A 17,687-nucleotide genomic window follows, 5' to 3' on the forward strand; every position below is an offset into this window, starting at 1 on the left:
GATGATATGTTAAAAAAAGTAGATTACCTTTTAGCTAAAGTAATGGAAGTAATTATGACAGTTAGTCTTTTAATGACTGTCATAATTACTTTTCTACAAGTCGTATCTCGGTATGTATTTCAAATCCCATTACCCTGGGCACAAGAACTTCTAATGGTCTTTTTTGTGTATAGTATCTTTGCTGGAGCAGCATTCCTGGTTTATCGGAAGGAGCATCTTGTCGTAGATTTATTTGATAATATGAGTGCAAAAAAAGATAAGATACTAAAAATTCTTGAATGTATTGTAGCAATTATTGTTCTATGTGTGTTTATTTATTTTGGAATGGAGCTGGTTAATCAGAACTTTGCTTCAGGGCAAACTTTAGGGTTAATACCAATCCAAAGAGCATATTTATATTTAGCAATTCCTGTTTCCTCTGCCTTCATGGTTTATTTTTATATAAGGAGGCTGTTTAATATATGACTTGGATAATATTGATCATTTTAATGTTTTTACTGATAGTACTAAGAGTTCCTATTGTTTTTGCGATGGGTTTTATCTCAATAATTGGTATAGGACTAAATGATATAAGCCTCCTTTCGAATGTTCCAAGAAATCTATTTAGTGGTATAAATAGTTTTACACTGGTAGCAATACCGTTGTTTATTCTAGCCGGCGAGATTATGGCTAAAGGCGGCATATCGCAGCGACTTGTTAATTTTTCAAAGGTAATAGTTGGTCCGATACCTGGTGGGCTAGCGTTGGTTGTTATTATCAGTAGCGTATTTTTTGCAGCGTTAACGGGTACTGCAATAGCTGCAGCCGCCGCCATTGGGGGAATGTTAATTCCAACAATGCTTAAGGAAGGCTATGACAAGGGATTTACAACGTCTCTTATTGCCAGTGCTTCCACGATAGGGCCTATTATACCGCCTAGTATTGTTCTAATATTATATGGGGTAATGGCAAGTACATCGATAAGTGATTTATTTATCGCTGGAGTTTTACCTGGAATATTGATGGCTGCAGGGTTAATTATATATAGTATTTATATTGGAAAGAAAAACAATTATGTTATAAAAGATAATAAAACAGATTTAAAAACTTTTCTTAAATACTTTAAAGACGCAATTCTTGCTTTACTTATGCCTATTATTATTATAGGTGGTATTATCTCTGGTATATTTACAGCGACAGAATCAGGAGTGGTTGCAGTAGTATATGCTCTTATTATTGGAATATTTGTATATAAGGAAATCAATATTAAGGATTTTCTGGACATACTTAAAAATGCTGCGGCGACGACAACCGGAATTATCTTTCTAATTGGGTCTGCATCTATTTTTATTTGGTATATCAATTTTGAAAGTATTCCAAACCAACTAATAAATATATTAGGATTTGCAGCAGATAATCCAGTGCTATTGTTATTAATAGTTAATATTATCTTGCTTATTGCAGGTACATTTATTGATACGGTTAGTGCGGTTACGATTTTTACACCGTTATTTTTGCCAATGGCATTAAATGCAGGTATAGACCCGGTTCACTTTGGAATTATTTTGGCAGTAAACTTAACAATAGGTATGGTTACACCGCCTTTAGGCGTTTGCTTATTTGTAGTTTCATCCATTGCGAAGCAGAAAGTTCCTACAATGTTCAAGCATCTATTCCCACAAGTTGCTATACTAATAGTAGTATTATTAGTTGTTACGTATTTACCATCACTGATTATGGCACCAGTAGAAATGCTAAGTAAATAGCTTGGAGGGATTGAACATGGAAGACTTTCAATTAAAAGGAATAAAAACGAAAACATTAAAAGATATCATATACAATAACTTGAAAGATATTATTTTAAATAATAATTTTCCTTCTACTGACTATATCACGGAACAAACACTGGCTAAAAAACTAGAAGTTTCTAGAACTCCTTTGAGAGAAGCGATGTTAGATTTAGTGAATGAAGACTTAATAGAATTTAAACCAAGAAAAGGTTATAAAGTGCGAACTCATACAGAAAAAGAAGTTCAGCAAATATTCCTTTTAAGAGAAGTTATCGAAACGGAGATTATATCGCCTATTTTTAATAATATAACGGATAAAAATATAATTAAATTAAAATCTATTGTTGAGCAGCAAAAAGAACTTGCTGAATCTGGAGACAGTTATGGGTTTATGAAGCTGGATAAAGAATTCCATCGGCAAATGTTTTTAATAGCTGACTACAATATTTTTCTTAAATCCTATGATGTATTTCATAATTTAACTATATTAATTGGATCGCAAGCAATTCGAAAAAAAGGACGGATGGAAGAAGTAATACAAGAACATAATCAAATTATTAAGGGGCTGGAACAAAAAGATAAAGAAATCGTAGAAAATGCTATTCGTTATCATTTATCTAGAACAAAAAATATGTATACAGATGTTCAGAACAAAGAGACTGATTTTTAGCATGAAGATAAGAACTGTTGAATGGATGACAGTCTCATTTTGCAGTGGATTTTTAAATGAAATTACAAAAAACAAGGAGACAATTCATCCATGAGTTGTTCTCCTTGTTCTTACGTAATATATTATCCTCTCACCATGTAGCTATCACACCGGTCCCCAATTAATCAAAACAGTAATCACAATAAAGATCGTACCAATAACATACCAAATTCCCACAAGCGGCAGTGCGAATTTCAGCCACTTTGTCCAAGGAATACCGGCAATGGCTAAATTGGCCATTAAGACACCGGATAGCGGCGTAATAATATTAGTAAAGCCATCTCCAAGCGTGTAGGCTTGTACAGCAACCTGACGCGGGATATCCATTAAATCGGCAAGTGGTGTCATAATTGGCATGACAATGGCAGCTTGTCCGCTCCCAGAAGTAACAACAAGGTTGAATAGCCCATTTCCGATAAACATAGCTATGGCACCCATGACACTGGAAAACGGTTCTAAAACAACAGCCATACTATGTACGACCGTATCCAGTACTTGTCCATTTTCCAAAACAACTACAATCGAACGAGCCATTCCGATAATTAAAGCGCCATATAATACTCTTTTGGCACCATTCAAAAATTCTTCTACCATTTGGTTAGCGCCCATTTTTGAAATAAGTGCGGTAATAACTGATAAAGCAACGAAAATCCCTGCCATTTCATTGATGTCCCAGTCTAATTGGAATACACCGTAAACATAAATAGCAATACCAGCTATGAGAACAAGTAATACGGTGAGCTGTGTCGATGTTAATTTCCCATCTACGTCCTCCATGGATTTTTCTTCCAGTTTAGGGAATGGATTATCACTCAGAATGCTTTTTTGAGGGTCATTTTTAACACGGTTGGCATACCAGATAATATAAGCAATGGTGGCACCAACAATAATCACATATAGAACTAACCGTAAGGAAAGCCCCGAAAATAATGGAAGCTGTGCTATCTGCTGTGCAAATCCTGTTGTTTGCGGATCCAGGAATCCAACTGCAAAGCCGGAGTAAGCTCCTAGGTAAATAATCGAGACACCGACAATGGCATCCATTCTCATTGCTCTCGCCAGGATAATTCCAATTGGGATGAAAGCAATGGAGGAGTTAGCGATAATTCCCAGCCCTCCAAACACAGAGAAGAGCGTAGCAACCATTAAAATTAAGAGCCATTCCCGGTTTTGTGTCCGTTTAATGGTTTTCATAATCATGTTATCAATTGCACCTGTTTTTTCAATTACAGCGAAAGTTCCGCCAATTGTTAATACAAGGAAAATTAGTCCGGCGCCGCCAATCAATCCTTCTTGAATCGAGCTGAATAAATCAATTAAGCTAACAGGCTGCTGATCGATTTGACTGTAGCTGTCCGGAACAATGACATCTGTTCCCTCTTCTGTTGTTTCCCGTTCGTAACTCCCGGCTGGAATGATATATGTAAGAATCGCGGCCAGTAATAAAATGACAAACAATATAACATATGCATCTGGAAGCTGAAATTTCTTTTTCTGCTTTGTTTTTTCTTGCTGTGACATAGAAGAAGCCTTCTTTCTTTGAAAATCTTAAACTTGAAATTGATTATATAAGAGTTTATACTTCAAAGCAATATAAAATAATTAAGAATACTTTTAATAGAAGGCTGCTGCTTGCTTATCTTGTCAAAAATAAGACCTGTTGGAAAGCGGTTGTATATGAATGACCTTCGTGCGTAGAAAAAGAGCTTACTAGATGAAGGATGGAGAAGACAAATGGGAAAAAATATAGAAAAAAGTGTGTCAGAGGTTTTTCAACATTTACACACACATGCTGAAATCAGCTGGGAAGAAGTAGAGACTACAAAATATATCAAAGAAAAATTAGAAGAAGCCGGGTGTGAAACAATCACATTTCCAGACCATACGGGTGTTATCGGAAAGTTTGGCAACTTTGATAAAGATCTGCCGGTAATTGGTGTCCGTGCAGATATGGATGCGTTATGGCAGGAAGTGAACGGTGAATTCCAGCCAAATCATTCCTGCGGTCATGATGCGCATATGTCGATGGTATTGGGCGTCCTTTGGACATTGCAGCAGATGCCTGACATCAAAGATAAGGTAGCGATTAAATTTATTTATCAGCCTGCAGAAGAAGAAGGCAGCGGTGCATTGAAAATGGTGGAAGAAAAAGTGGTGGAAGACGTCGATTATTTATTCGGTGTTCACCTCAGACCCAAACAAGAAGTTGATGCAGGGCAGGCTGCTCCTGTGATTGTGCACGGTGCAACAAAAACATATGAAGCAGTCATTAAAGGGGAAGATGCGCATGGAGCGCGTCCACATTTGAATGATAATGCGATTGAAATTGGCATGCAGATCGTCAATATGCTGGGTCAAATCCATATGGATCCAAGAATTCCGCACTCAGCGAAAATGACGAAATTCCAGGCAGGGGCGAAAAGCTCGAATATTATCCCGGGGAACGCCGCATTCAGCTTGGATTTACGTGCGCAATCCAATGAAGTAATGGAACTGCTTGTGAAGAAAGTCGACGGTATTTTAGAGTCTGTACGGAATCTGTATGATATAGATATTGATGTGACTAACTATCATGGCGTACCTGCAGCTGAAACAAGTGAAGAAGCAACGAGCTTTATGCGTACAGCGATTACAGACGTATTGGGTGAAGAAAATGTAGTAGGGCCGCTCCTGACGCCAGGCGGAGATGATTTTCATTTTTATACGGTGAAGAAGCCGGAATTAAAAGCCACGATGCTGGGCTTGGGCTGTAATTTGGGACCTGGTTTACATCATCCTAATATGACCTTTGATAAGGGTGCGCTTCAAACGGGAGTGGATATTTTAACGAAGGCTATTTTGAATGTGTATGGAGATGCGTGATGGGCGATGAATGGTAGGAGTTTGAAATATGCCCTTGTATGGCTAATTCTCACTGCGTTTGCGGTGGGAGTTGGCTTTTTAGATTTGAAAAAGAGTATGAAAATAGACTGTTAAAATTCCGCATTAATATCAATTCGTAAACATTATAATGTTATATTGACTAAATAAAAAATTAGTGTTAATCTATTTCAAATAGAGTTAAACAGGTGTAAAAATGTTTTAATGCTTATATTATTATAATTTAATTTATCATTTGAATTACGAAAGCTAATTAAAAGGAATGATGGAAATGGCAGACAATGTTGTTCTGCAGAATGTAAAAATGGTAGATGGTAAATCAATAGATATTGTTATAGAGAATAGAAAAATCATAGACATTGCTTCACCGGGAACAGCGAGTGGTGAGAAAGTAATTGATTATAAAAGCAAATTTTACGTTTCCAGCGGCTGGATTGATATGCATGTGCACGCTTTTCCAGAGTTTGATCCATATGGTGACAATATTGATGAGATTGGCTATAAAACAGGAGTAACGACAATTATAGATGCTGGCAGCACGGGGGCTGATCGGATTCATGAGTTAGCCGCTAATGCTAAAAAATCTAAGACAAATGTATGCGCTTTCCTTAATATTTCGCGAATTGGTTTAAAGAGAGTAGATGAGTTATCGGATTTATCTTTATTAAATAAAGAGGAATTAATGCGTGCTTTTGAAGAGAGTAAAGATTTTATCGTTGGTCTGAAAGCAAGAATCAGCAGCAGTGTTGTTGGTGAGAACAATCTAGAGCCTTTAAAAATTGCACGTGTATTTTCCAAGGAGACAGATTTGCCATTAATGGTTCATATTGGATCAGGACCTCCGGATATTAATGACGTACTTAAGTTATTAGAGAAAAACGATATAATTACACATTTTTTAAATGGAAAATCTAATAATTTATTTGATTACGAAGGTAAGCCGCTACCTAATTTCTTAAAAGTAATCGAGCGTGGTGTTCATTTAGACGTGGGACACGGAAATGCAAGTTTTTCTTTTAAGACCGCTGAGCTGGCGAAGGAACATGGTATACATTTTAACACAATCAGCACAGATATTTATCGGAAAAACCGTCTTTATGGACCAGTATACAACATGGCAAATGTCTTAAATAAATTTTTGTATTTAGGATATTCTTTAAATGAAATTATTGATGCTATCACAGTTCGTGCCGCTGCTTGGTTAAATAAACCTGAGCTTGGCCGTATTGCTAGAGGAGATATTGCAAATCTTACTCTATTTTCTGTAGAGGATGAGCCGATAGATTTGATAGACTCTGAGGGCGAAAAACGGGTAGCTGACCAGAGGATTAAAGTAAAAGGAGTGGTTGTTAATGGTGAATACAATGAATGCTAAGTATGGCTTAAAGCGTGTTGTTAATGCAAGTGGGAGAATGAGTATTTTAGGTGTTTCTGCTCCAACGGATACCGTAATGGAAGCGATGAAATCTGGAGGGCAGAATTATGTTGAAATTGCAGATTTGGTGGATAAAGCGGGAGCGCATATAGCGGAATTACTTCAATCGGAAGATGCTGTGGTCGTTAATTCTGCATCCAGTGGCATTGCTCTTTCTGTGGCAGCGATTATAACGGAAGGAAATCGCCGGAAGAGTGAAAAGCTGCATCAGGAAGATATCGCAACAAATGAGATTGTCATGCTGAAGGGCCATAATGTGCAGTATGGTGCGCCAATTGAAACTATGGTTGCCCTTGGCGGCGGAAAGCTTGTGGAAACAGGCTATGCGAATGAAGGAAAAAAAGAACATATTGCAGATGCTGTCAATGATAATACAGCGGCTATTCTATTTGTGAAATCTCATCACGCTGTTCAAAAAAATATGATTTCTGCTGAAGAAGCATGGGAAGTTGCACAGGCCAAAAATGTACCGCTAATTATTGATGCAGCAGCAGAAGAGGATTTGAAAAAATATGTACAAATTGCAGATTTAGCGATTTATAGCGGTTCAAAGGCCATAGAAGGACCAACTTCTGGAATCGTAGCTGGAAAAAAAGAATATGTTGGATGGGTAAAAACACAGCTTCACTATATTGGAAGAAGCATGAAGGTTGGGAAGGAAACTACATTCGGCTTATTGCAGGCATTGAATGAGTATTTTGTGAAAACAGATTATAGTGAAGAGGAAAAGAAAAGCCTGAAAGTATTACAATCATTGAATACAATTGATGGTGTCACAGTAACAGTCGTACAGGACGAAGCAGGACGTGCTATTTTCAGAGCGCGGATTCAAATTGATTCAGCGGTAACAGGAACTACTGCGAAAGAAGTAAATGACAAGCTTCGTAATGGGGATGTAGCAATTTATACACGTGACTATGGAATCCGTCAGGGCTTCTTTGATATTGATCCCCGTCCATTACAAGGGGATGATATTGAAGTGATTAAAGCAGAATTAAAATCCATTTTAGGAGGAGGAAACTAATGAATATTAATCATCGCTTTTATAACGATAGAGTCGCTTTAAATGTACTGGCAAATAGTATTGAAAATGCAAAGGAAGTCTTCAAGGCAGCAGAGGGCCACGTTATAGTAGGCGTGCTTTCTAAGGATTACCCGACAGTCGGTGCAGCCGTTACAGCAATGAAAGAGTATGGAGAGGCAATTGAGGATGCTGTTTCCATTGGGTTGGGTGCAGGTGATAACAGGCAAGCAGCAGTTGTTGCAGAAATTGCCAAGGATTACGCGGGTTCTCATATAAATCAGGTCTTCCCTTCTGTAGGCGCAACGCGGGCGAATCTAGGAAAAAAGGACAGCTGGATTAACGCACTTGTATCGCCAACGGGCAAAGTAGGATATGTAAATATTTCTACGGGTCCAGTCAGTGCAGAAGCTGATGAAAAGGCAATTGTACCAATTAAATCTGCAATTGCACTTGTCCGTGATATGGGCGGAAATGCATTGAAATACTTTCCGATGAAAGGGTTGCAATCGGAAGAGGAGTTTCGAGCAGTAGCTAAAGCTTGCGGGGAAGAAAGGTTTGCATTAGAGCCAACCGGTGGCATTGACTTGGACAATTTCGCTCAAATTTTAGAGATTACATTAGAAGCGAAAGTGCCTAAAGTAATTCCTCATGTTTATTCTTCTATTATTCATAAAGAGACTGGAAAAACCAACGAAGAAGATGTTAGAAAGCTGTTAGCTATCAGTAAAGAATTGGCTGATAAATATGCCTAAGAATATTGTTGCTTTTGGAGAAGTGATGATGCGTTTGCAAGTACCTGGATATGAGTTGCTCACACAAGCGAGCAACTTACAGTATTCCTTTTCAGGTACAGGAGTAAATGTTGCCTCTGCTATGACCAAGCTTGGGCATAGCGGATATCTTATTACAAAATTGCCGGATAACCCTCTTGGGGACGCGGCAACATCCTTCCTGCAGCGCTTAGGAATAGAGTGTGATTTTATTGTAAGAGATGGTAAATATATTGGAATGTATTTTCTAGAAAATGGCTTTGGACAGCGGCCGAGTCGTGTCACTTATACCAATCGTTTAGAGAGTACATTTAATACAGCGGCTACTTCCGATTATGATTTGGATTCGATTGCTGCAAATACAGACGTGATCCATTTCTGCGGCATCAGTCTGGCAATGACAGATAAAGTCTGTGCTAGCATGAAGACCTTGGCCAAACTGGTAAAAGAAAAGGGTGGAATGGTTTGCTTTGACTGTAATTATCGCCCTTCCTTATGGGATGGAGGTTATGAGGAAGCAAAACCGCATTATGAGGATATGCTTTCATTAGCCGATATAGTGATGATGAATGAAAAAGATGCGATATATATATTAGGTATGAAAACGGAGCAGACGGAAAGAGAAAAACAGCTTCAAGATTTAATTCCCAAAGTAGCAGAGAAGTACAATATTCAAACGGTTGCAGGGACACATCGGGAAATTAATAAAGATAACACGCATAGTTTAAAAGGGTACCTTTATAAAGAAGGAGAATTTGTCTTTTCTAGAAATATTACCTTCTCTATATACGATCGGATTGGTGCGGGTGATGCGTATACAAGTGGAATACTACATGGGGAATTATCAGATTATACACCTGAAAAAGCCGTTGAATTTGGAGCGGCTGCGGGCATGTTGGCATGCACGATTGTCGGAGATACACCGATGTCAACAGAAGCGGAGATTTTATCAGCTATGTCCGGAACAGTAGGAGACGTCAAACGTTAAATTAAAGAGAGAGGGGGAAGGGGATGAATGTTACAAAGAAGAAAGGCCCGTTATATTTACAAATTAAAGAGATATTGAAAAAACGCATATTGCATGATGAATATGCTATTCACACAAACATTCCCTCTGAGCCTCAATTGGAAAAAGAATTTAATGTAAGTAAAATTACAATAAGAAACGCTATTAAAGAACTGGTACAAGAAGGGTATCTTGAAAAAAGAAGTGGTGTAGGGACAAAAGTGATTGCTAATGTTTCAAATGCAAAAATTTCAAAAGGCAAGCGTTTTACCGAAATTTTAGTGGGAGAGGGCTATAAAATTACCAAACGGATAATCAGCATAGACATGATAAGTTTGGCTCCTGAAACGCCATTACATTCTATACTTGGGGATAGATGCTTAAAAGTAGATCGAATATATTTGCTGGATCAAGAACCGTATATTTATTTTACCCATTATATCTTACTAGATATTATCAAAGATATAAAAGACATTCAGATTACTTTTTTATATCGCTTTTTAGAAGAAAATAATATTCGCTTGGAATCGTTTCGTGATGAATTCACGACTTCAAAAGCAACAAAGCATGTAAGTGAAATGTTAAATCTAGAGAGTAATTCAGTTGTATTAAAAAGAATACGAAAATCTAGTGATGTAGAGGGAAATGTTTTGGAATATAGTGAAGGATACTACAATACTTTCAAACATAACTATGTCGTCACCTATAATGATTTGAATCAATAGATTTTCATTTTATAGATATCAGTAGGGATACAAACCTTATTCTTTAAACAATTATTTTACTAGTGTATTTATAAGTAATTGCTTCGGAGGAGAAGACATGGAATTATATCTAAACTAGGAATTGCAATTACTTCAATCATTATTGTTATTTTGGGAGCATCATGGTGGATAATGGCATACGTTTATTTATTTGACAGTGGTCAGCTTATTTGGCTGCAGAAAGTAAAATAAGTGGTGCTATTATCTAATTGATTCCGTTACTTGTCATCGTATTGATATACTATTTGTTTGTGAACTATGTTGATAGGACTCAGTTTCAACTTGAAGAAGAAGCTGCAGTATAAAAGGTTCTTATATCCTGAAAAATGATAAAGTTTGATTTCTAGTACTTTTTTTAAATGGTTTTCAGTTATCAGATTATTAATAAAAAAATGAAAAGCAGGGTGGTTATATGTCTAAATTAATTATCAATGCAGATGATTTTGGTTATTCGAAAGGTGTAAATTTAGGAATTATCGAGTCATATAAAAATGGTATTGTGACATCTACAACAATGATGACTAATATGCCTGATGCAGACCATGCAGCGAAACTTGCTAAAGAAAATCCGGAGTTAGGGGTAGGAGTACATCTTGTCTTAGATTGTGGATTTCCAATAAACGATAATGTTCATTCGCTTATTGACGATGAGGGGAAATTTTATAAGTTCGATAAAGTGTTAAATCTTGCCGAAAGTGATGATATAGAAAAAGAGTTTACAAGCCAAATAGAGAAGTTTCTTTCCTATGGTTTAAACCCAACACACCTTGACAGCCACCATCATATACACAGCCAAGAAAAAGTGTTCCCGATAGTGGAGAAACTAGCAAATAAATACAAACTGCCAATTCGTAATTTGAAAAATAACATAAAAAAATCTCATTTGAACCTAGTTGATTATTTTGAAGAAAGCTTTTATGGTGATGATTTGACGGTAGATTCAATAATAAAGATTTTAGATAAGGTAAATCAGTTTGAAATAATAGAAATGATGGCGCATCCAGCCTACATTGATGAATCTGTACTAAAGGGGAGTTCCTACAACTTACAACGTGCTAAAGAATTGTCTATATTGATAGATAAGCGTACGCAGCTTGAAATTTTAAACAGGGGCATTCAACTTGTGTCGTATAAGGAAATAAAAGATGACATTGCTTACCTGGATAAAGTTTAATATGCACAATTAGAGAATGACTTGTTCCCATTCGTGGGCTCATCCGGCAAGTTAAATGGATTGAAAGAGTAACTGCTGAAGTGACGGTAATAAGCTGTTAAAAGCTAAATTATATAGTTGTAATCTAGACTAGAAGGGGGAGAGCACTCTAAGTAAACTCTCTATTTATTACTAAAATTTTTGAAGTATCGGTAATTATTTGATTTTTCTAATGGAGGAAAAAGGTTCTTTTTCATGAATAATCAAATAAAAAGTAATCTAACAATAGGGATTTGGATAGAATGAAAAAATGGTTTCGTCGATCTTTAAAAAATCAATTAATCGTTTTTATATTAAGTGTTGTATTAATTCCGACTTCCCTTTTAGGCTTGTTTTCATATTTCACGACAGTCCAAGTATCTAAAGAGCGTGCTGCTATATCGGGGGAAAGTTCAATTGATCAGCTTCAAGACGCATTAGAGTTTATTATCAACGATGTTGAAAACATGTCCGTATTTTTAATTGGAAACCAATCTGTACAGGATTATTTAAATCAAGAAGGGAGTCTTGTTGCACAGCAGCGGGATATTTACGGATTTCTATCAAATCTTGCCTTCCCCAAACATTATATTGAAAAAATTACTATTATCCCGCAAAATGGAAATTCAAATATATCTACTACGCTTATAACAGAAAATCAAGAAATAGACTATGAGGATGCATCAGAAGGTAAATGGTGGTCCGTTAAAGAAAGAAACCAGACTTTAGATGGTGAAAAAGAAATGATTACATTGACCAGGCCTATTCGCAGTACGACAAATTATGAGCTTTTAGGGTATCTGTCAATCAGTTTGAATCAAAAAGCAGTCACACAATATTTAGAGTCTATTGATCTTGAATGGAACGGCTCTGTATTTATTTTATCTAATGGAGAAGTAATTGCTGAGAATAAGTATACGACCATTGCCAATTTAGATATCTCCAAGTTAAATAAAAACATCAATAATTGGAACAGTGATGAAAGTTTTGTCTATGAATCTAGCAAAGAAAAATCGACTGTTTTCACCAGAACGATCCCCTCTGTGGATTGGAAGTTGGTGGGCGTAATTCCTTTTCAAGAATATAGCTCACAGAATCGTTATTTTCTTTGGTTAACCATTTTCTTTGTTATTTTGGCAGCAATTCTTGTGGCTAGTCTTGTCATCTTTTTTATTTCGAAGGTATTTAGACCTTTAACGATATTAACGGAGTCCATACAAAAGTCTAATCCAGGAGAAAATTTAAATACAGTTGATTCCTATACAGATAATGAGATTGGTGAATTAATTCGAAGCTATAATGGCCTTAACAATCGTATTACAGCATTAATGGACGAGGTAAAACAGAATGAATCTATTAAACGGCAGTTGGATTTACAGGCGTTGCAATCGCAAATAAACCCCCACTTTTTATACAATACCTTAGCCTCTGTACATTGGATTGCATTAAGTAGAAAGGAAAATGACATATCGAAGGTCGTCTCTCATTTAAGCGACTTTTTAAGATTTAGTCTTAACAAAGGGAGTGAATATTGCACTGTAGAGCAAGAGGTAGGTAATTTAATTCATTACTTGGAAATATTAAAGATTCGTTACCCAAATAGTTTTCACTTGGAATTATCAATTGCTGAGAACATTAAACAGAATTCTACCTTAAAGCTTGTTCTCCAGCCTTTAATCGAAAATAGTATTAATCATGGCTTTTTTTCTGTTCAGGATTATTATGGAGTAATCCAAGTGAACGCAACAGAGCATGACGGTTATATGTATTTTGAAGTAAAAGATAATGGAACCGGAATGACGGAGAAGAAGCTTAAAGAGATTAAGGAACAATTTATAAATGATTTAAGTACCGAAATGATTGTTGGAAAGAATTATGGTCTTCGAAATGTAAACATGAGACTTATTTTGCACTTCGGAAAAGAATCTGGATTAAATATTGATAGTAAGATAAATAAAGGAACAATAGTCAGTTTTGCTATTCCAATAAAGGGATGATGAAATGATGAAAGTTTTAATTGCAGATGATGAAGTGATTATTAGAGAAGGTATTTCGAATATTATACCATGGAGTGAGCTCGGTTTTACCCTATTGAAACCAGTCTCGTCTGCCGAGGAAGTGATTAAACAATTAGAATTGGAATGTCCAGATATTTTGATTTCTGATATCCGGATGAAAGGGATGACTGGACTAGAATTAGTTTCCTACATTGCAAAACACAATTATCAAATTGAGTCTATATTACTTACGGGATATGATGATTTTGAATATATACAAGAAGCTATCCGCCAAAATGTTTGTGATTATTTGCTAAAAACGAGCTCTCCAGATGAGATTATTTCTGCTGCTGAAAGAGCGAGAAAAAGATTGGAGAAGGTAAAGGAATACGATCACTTAAAGATTTCAGAGGAAGAACGAAATGTAAACAATCATATAAGAGCTGTATTACAAAATGAATCAGCGATGTTTGATTACCCATACGTCGTCAAATCTATTCCAATTTTAACAGAACCGCCTTATCAGCTCCTGCTTATAGATGCTGTAGCTGATTCCAATTCTTTACAAGCTCATGAGGAGTTGTGGAATAGTTATATAAATGGTAAGTGGATTAGTCTTCACAGCCATACACTTATTCTTGTGAAGCGTGAAAAGTATTTAAAAGATGATTATCTTTTACAAGTAGCCTCTAGAAAAATAAAAGAAATTTATCAAAAACCAATCATTATGAGTTCGATTGTAAGCTCGCTTGATGAATTGCCGGATTTGTATAAAAGAGTGGTATCTTTTATACCATACCAATGGGTATTGCCTGACCAACCGTTTTTAATAGAGAAAGATATTAGTAACCGGAATGGCATTCCTTACTCTGAGAATATTATAAAGCATAAAGATGAGTTAATGAATTGTATTAAAGAAGGAAATGAAGAAAATCTAAAAAAATGGGTTTCTGACCTTGTTGATTGGTTATTTTGCCATCCCAATGCTACACCGGAATCGATTCAGTTTTATGTTCAAAATTTATATATTGAAAGTATTCGTTTTATAAACCATCTTGGAGGTACAAAAGGTATAGATAAATATGATTCTATGCCACCTATCCAAAAATGGTTCGCACATCCGAAAGAAGCTTTATTTTCACTCTTTTTTATCATCTTCATGAACTATAAAATAAGCTACCAGAAGAGTACTAATTACGTTGAAGATTCTATTATGTATATGGAAAAGCATCTTGGTGAACCCATCACACTTAAAGAGATTGCAGCGGAAATTCCAGTCCATCCCAATTATTTAAGTGATGTCATTCGGAAGAAAACAGGCAAATCTTATGTTGAGCTTTTAACTGATTTACGGGTAAAGAAAGCTTCAGAATACCTTATGTATACATCTATAAGCGTTAAGGAAATCACTCAGTTAGTAGGATATAATGACAGCAAATATTTTACAAAGATTTTTAAGAAAAGTCTTGGAATGACACCAACACAGTACAGGGATACAAATATGCATATTAAAAAATAATTATAGGAAGATATTATTTTTGTGCAAAAAATCTTGATATGAAAGTTATTTTAGATGTTGATAGAAATATTCATAATGAGGCTGAGACAAAAAAGTATTCGTAATAGAAACCGACTAATATGTAAATAAATCTCAGGAGATATAGGTATACCTGCAGAATAGCGAAGTATCATTATTGGCGCTGCAATTAGCCGTCCTGTCGAAGAAGATATTTCGCACAATCAATTGTCGGAAATTGCTAGAATAACATACTTTCATCTTAGCCTCTTTTATCTTTTGGGTTTCTAATACTTTCATTTTTATAAATACTTTGTTTTGTCTCCCCTCATCTGTATATTCCCTACCTTACCGAAATGTAAGCGCTGTTATAAGATGGGGATACAAAATAAAAAGGGGTGGTTGATGATGAAAAAAATGTTATCGGTGGCTTTAATCTTACTGCTTTTCTTAGCTGGATGCGGCGGATCTGGAGAAAATAATGAAAGCTCAGGCAGCAGTGATTCAGATAAAATAAAATTATCAATTTGGCATAATTTTGCTGGAGATGATTTTCGAGCGGCAGAAGTAAGAGAAATGATTGAAAAATTTGAAGAAGAACATCCTAATATCCAAATTGATGAGCAAGCGATTCCAGTAGATGGTTATCGTCAACGTGTCAGCACAGTTGCTGCTGCAGATGAATTACCAGATGTTTTTTTAACGTATGCCGGCAGTTTTACGGATGAGTTACAAAAGAGTGACTTAGTACAACCGATTACACCATTATTTGAAGAAAATCCGGAATGGAAAGATTCCTTTTTGGAAGGTGCTTTAGATCCATATGATTATGATGGAGAATTGTATTCAGCACCAGTGGCAATGTCATCTACATCGTTTTTATATTATAACAAAGAACTATTTGAAGAAAATAACTTAGAAGTTCCGGAGACATGGGACGAGTTTATCGAGACGATTGACTTCTTTAATGAGCAAGGGATTACCCCTCTTGCAATGGGAAATAAGGCTCCATGGGTCGCCCAATCTACCACATTCGGCGCAATTGCAGATCGGGTAACTGGTACAGAATGGTTTATGGATGCTGTTAATCAAGATGGTGCATCGTTCACAGATCCAGTTTTCATTGATGCGCTAAGTCATTTTAAAGAGCTTGTTGATCACAACGCATATCCTGAAGGGGCAAACAGTTTGGATAATACTCAGGCCGAACAGTATTTTGCTCAGGGAGAAGCAGCAATGATGGTTAATGGGTCGTGGACAATCAGCAGCTTATCTGTTTCAGTATCTGAAGATGTGTTAGAAAATATCGGAATTACAACTTTGCCTGCAATTGAAGGCGGGGAAGGTGAAGGGAATACGATTACAGGCGGCCCTGGTGGAGGATACTTATTAAATAGCAAAGCAGAAGGTGCAACGAAAGATGCTGCATTAGAGTTAATCTATCATTTAAGTAATGAAGAAGCACAAAAAGCTATTGCAGAGAGCAATTCAATGGTTATGTACGATCTGGAGCTTGATGAAAATGCTGTGAATCCACTTTTCTATGAAGCGTATAATCTTGTTAGAGATGCTAACTTTGCCCCAGTTTACGATATACACTTAACATCTGCCGGCGGAGAGGCGGTTAATAACGGACTGCAGGAAATCATGTTAGGCGGAGATATAGAAAAAATAGCTGAAAATATTCAAAGAGCACAATCTTCCAATAAATAATTTTAACACAACAGCCAGGGAGGGGAAATTATGCAATCTAGAGGAAGGTTAAGAGGATTGTTAGTAATTACATTACTTCCAGCCCTATTGCTTTACAGCTTTTTCGTCATCGTGCCTATTTTCTGGTCTTCGTATTATGGATTTTTTGAATGGTCCGGGTTAGGTGAGGCAACGTTCATAGGGTTACAAAATTATATTGAAGTAATTCAAGACCCTGTATTTTGGAGAGCATTTAAAAATAATTTAATTATTGTAGGAGCATCTGTTTTAGGGCAGGTTCCCATTGCATTGGGGCTTGCTCTCCTCCTTAGAAAAAGCAGCTTGTTTCAGCGCTTTGTTCGATCGGCAGTCTTTTTACCGATGGTTATATCTACCGTTGTCGTTGGATTAATTTGGGGATATATCTTTGATCCAGATATGGGTGCAGTGAATACGGTATTAAGAGCGGTTGGACTGGAAGGATGGACAAGAGCATGGCTTTCCGATCCATCTGTGAATATGTATGCGATATCTGTTCCAATTATATGGAATTATATCGGTCCTTATTTAATTATCTTCATTGCGGCAATTCAAAATATGCCCTCCGAAATCGAGGAGGCTGCACTGCTTGATGGAGCAACTGGATGGAGAAAATTAATCTATATTATTTTGCCGAATATGTGGGGCACAATCAAGGTTGTTATTGTGTTATGTATTTCTGGCAGTTTAAAGGCGTTTGACCAGGTATTTGTCATGACAGGAGGAGGTCCTGCCCAGTCAACTGAAATCTTAGCAACCTATATGTACAATAATACCTTTTTGGTTTATCGGTACGGGTTCGGTTCTGCCATATCAACGATGATTATTATTTTAAGCTTGATTTTGATTATAATAAGTCAAATATTAATGAAGAGAAAGAACTAGGGGGTGTCA

Annotated in this window: 15 protein-coding genes; 14 read left to right on the forward strand and 1 reads right to left on the reverse strand. The window is 36.4% G+C overall.

The window, feature by feature from the left end:
• Window positions 1–6: 6 nt before the first annotated feature.
• Genes ACZSMY_RS19230 through ACZSMY_RS19240 form a run of 3 tightly spaced genes read left to right on the forward strand, consistent with a single transcriptional unit; the run spans window position 7 to window position 2,439 of the window.
• Window positions 7–465 carry a TRAP transporter small permease gene (locus ACZSMY_RS19230; protein WP_042528921.1) on the forward strand — a complete coding sequence of 153 codons (459 nt, stop codon included), beginning with the start codon at window positions 7–9 and terminating at the stop codon, window positions 463–465.
• Entirely contained in the window at window positions 462–1,745 is a 1,284-nt protein-coding gene (locus ACZSMY_RS19235) for a TRAP transporter large permease (protein WP_042528923.1), read from the forward strand. Before ACZSMY_RS19230 ends, ACZSMY_RS19235 begins: the two co-directional genes overlap by 4 nt.
• A 16-nt stretch (window positions 1,746–1,761) precedes the next feature.
• Window positions 1,762–2,439 carry a GntR family transcriptional regulator gene (locus ACZSMY_RS19240; protein ID WP_332094017.1) on the forward strand — a complete coding sequence of 226 codons (678 nt, stop codon included), beginning with the start codon at window positions 1,762–1,764 and terminating at the stop codon, window positions 2,437–2,439.
• Between the two features lie 144 nt (window positions 2,440–2,583).
• On the opposite strand, the gene ACZSMY_RS19245 is transcribed toward ACZSMY_RS19240, so the two are convergent.
• Window positions 2,584–3,999, reverse strand: a complete 1,416-nt coding sequence (locus ACZSMY_RS19245; RefSeq protein ID WP_256705388.1) for a YfcC family protein — start codon at window positions 3,997–3,999, stop codon at window positions 2,584–2,586.
• 213 nt (window positions 4,000–4,212) lie between these two features.
• Between ACZSMY_RS19245 and ACZSMY_RS19250 the strand changes: the two genes are divergently transcribed.
• The 11 genes from ACZSMY_RS19250 to ACZSMY_RS19300 all read left to right on the forward strand — a co-directional run bounded on the left by ACZSMY_RS19250 (window position 4,213) and on the right by ACZSMY_RS19300 (window position 17,678).
• Window positions 4,213–5,340, forward strand: a complete 1,128-nt coding sequence (locus tag ACZSMY_RS19250; protein WP_465148191.1) for a M20 peptidase aminoacylase family protein — start codon at window positions 4,213–4,215, stop codon at window positions 5,338–5,340.
• Between the two features lie 289 nt (window positions 5,341–5,629).
• A complete protein-coding gene (locus ACZSMY_RS19255) occupies window positions 5,630–6,733 on the forward strand; it encodes an amidohydrolase/deacetylase family metallohydrolase (protein ID WP_465148192.1) in 1,104 nt (367 codons plus the stop codon).
• Window positions 6,711–7,817 (forward strand): DgaE family pyridoxal phosphate-dependent ammonia lyase, encoded by a 1,107-nt coding sequence (locus ACZSMY_RS19260; protein WP_332094020.1) that lies wholly within the window; start codon window positions 6,711–6,713, stop codon window positions 7,815–7,817. The genes ACZSMY_RS19255 and ACZSMY_RS19260 overlap by 23 nt, the downstream gene beginning before the upstream one ends.
• Window positions 7,817–8,569, forward strand: coding sequence for a 2-dehydro-3-deoxy-phosphogluconate aldolase (gene dagF / locus ACZSMY_RS19265; RefSeq protein ID WP_368901036.1), 753 nt, complete (start codon window positions 7,817–7,819; stop codon window positions 8,567–8,569). The genes ACZSMY_RS19260 and dagF overlap by 1 nt, the downstream gene beginning before the upstream one ends.
• Window positions 8,562–9,575 carry a sugar kinase gene (locus ACZSMY_RS19270; protein ID WP_332094022.1) on the forward strand — a complete coding sequence of 338 codons (1,014 nt, stop codon included), beginning with the start codon at window positions 8,562–8,564 and terminating at the stop codon, window positions 9,573–9,575. The genes dagF and ACZSMY_RS19270 overlap by 8 nt, the downstream gene beginning before the upstream one ends.
• Window positions 9,576–9,598: 23 nt before the next feature.
• Window positions 9,599–10,318 carry a GntR family transcriptional regulator gene (locus tag ACZSMY_RS19275; protein ID WP_332094023.1) on the forward strand — a complete coding sequence of 240 codons (720 nt, stop codon included), beginning with the start codon at window positions 9,599–9,601 and terminating at the stop codon, window positions 10,316–10,318.
• Between the two features lie 451 nt (window positions 10,319–10,769).
• On the forward strand, window positions 10,770–11,531 hold the full coding sequence (gene chbG, locus ACZSMY_RS19280) for a chitin disaccharide deacetylase (RefSeq protein ID WP_332094024.1): 762 nt from the start codon (window positions 10,770–10,772) through the stop codon (window positions 11,529–11,531).
• Between the two features lie 281 nt (window positions 11,532–11,812).
• Complete coding sequence (locus tag ACZSMY_RS19285) at window positions 11,813–13,546, forward strand: cache domain-containing sensor histidine kinase (RefSeq protein ID WP_465148193.1); 1,734 nt, start codon at window positions 11,813–11,815, stop codon at window positions 13,544–13,546.
• A gap of 4 nt (window positions 13,547–13,550) precedes the next feature.
• Window positions 13,551–15,065 (forward strand): response regulator transcription factor, encoded by a 1,515-nt coding sequence (locus ACZSMY_RS19290; RefSeq protein ID WP_332094026.1) that lies wholly within the window; start codon window positions 13,551–13,553, stop codon window positions 15,063–15,065.
• A 402-nt stretch (window positions 15,066–15,467) separates the two neighbouring features.
• A complete protein-coding gene (locus tag ACZSMY_RS19295; protein WP_465148194.1) occupies window positions 15,468–16,775 on the forward strand; it encodes an ABC transporter substrate-binding protein in 1,308 nt (435 codons plus the stop codon).
• 30 nt (window positions 16,776–16,805) lie between these two features.
• Window positions 16,806–17,678, forward strand: a complete 873-nt coding sequence (locus tag ACZSMY_RS19300) for a carbohydrate ABC transporter permease (protein ID WP_332094028.1) — start codon at window positions 16,806–16,808, stop codon at window positions 17,676–17,678.
• Window positions 17,679–17,687 lie beyond the last annotated feature (9 nt).

The sequence above is a fragment of the Oceanobacillus sp. B139/18 genome (genome assembly GCF_055524595.1).

Excerpts from the sequence above, each read along its gene's own strand:
- ACZSMY_RS19230 (WP_042528921.1), top strand. The coding sequence starts at position 7 with ATGTTAAAAAAAGTAGATTACCTTTTAGCTAAAGTAATGGAAGTAATT.
- ACZSMY_RS19235 (WP_042528923.1), top strand. The coding sequence starts at position 462 with ATGACTTGGATAATATTGATCATTTTAATGTTTTTACTGATAGTACTA.
- ACZSMY_RS19240 (WP_332094017.1), top strand. The coding sequence starts at position 1,762 with ATGGAAGACTTTCAATTAAAAGGAATAAAAACGAAAACATTAAAAGAT.
- ACZSMY_RS19245 (WP_256705388.1), bottom strand. The coding sequence starts at position 3,999 with ATGTCACAGCAAGAAAAAACAAAGCAGAAAAAGAAATTTCAGCTTCCA.
- ACZSMY_RS19250 (WP_465148191.1), top strand. The coding sequence starts at position 4,213 with ATGGGAAAAAATATAGAAAAAAGTGTGTCAGAGGTTTTTCAACATTTA.
- ACZSMY_RS19255 (WP_465148192.1), top strand. The coding sequence starts at position 5,630 with ATGGCAGACAATGTTGTTCTGCAGAATGTAAAAATGGTAGATGGTAAA.
- ACZSMY_RS19260 (WP_332094020.1), top strand. The coding sequence starts at position 6,711 with ATGGTGAATACAATGAATGCTAAGTATGGCTTAAAGCGTGTTGTTAAT.
- dagF (WP_368901036.1), top strand. The coding sequence starts at position 7,817 with ATGAATATTAATCATCGCTTTTATAACGATAGAGTCGCTTTAAATGTA.
- ACZSMY_RS19270 (WP_332094022.1), top strand. The coding sequence starts at position 8,562 with ATGCCTAAGAATATTGTTGCTTTTGGAGAAGTGATGATGCGTTTGCAA.
- ACZSMY_RS19275 (WP_332094023.1), top strand. The coding sequence starts at position 9,599 with ATGAATGTTACAAAGAAGAAAGGCCCGTTATATTTACAAATTAAAGAG.
- chbG (WP_332094024.1), top strand. The coding sequence starts at position 10,770 with ATGTCTAAATTAATTATCAATGCAGATGATTTTGGTTATTCGAAAGGT.
- ACZSMY_RS19285 (WP_465148193.1), top strand. The coding sequence starts at position 11,813 with ATGAAAAAATGGTTTCGTCGATCTTTAAAAAATCAATTAATCGTTTTT.
- ACZSMY_RS19290 (WP_332094026.1), top strand. The coding sequence starts at position 13,551 with ATGATGAAAGTTTTAATTGCAGATGATGAAGTGATTATTAGAGAAGGT.
- ACZSMY_RS19295 (WP_465148194.1), top strand. The coding sequence starts at position 15,468 with ATGATGAAAAAAATGTTATCGGTGGCTTTAATCTTACTGCTTTTCTTA.
- ACZSMY_RS19300 (WP_332094028.1), top strand. The coding sequence starts at position 16,806 with ATGCAATCTAGAGGAAGGTTAAGAGGATTGTTAGTAATTACATTACTT.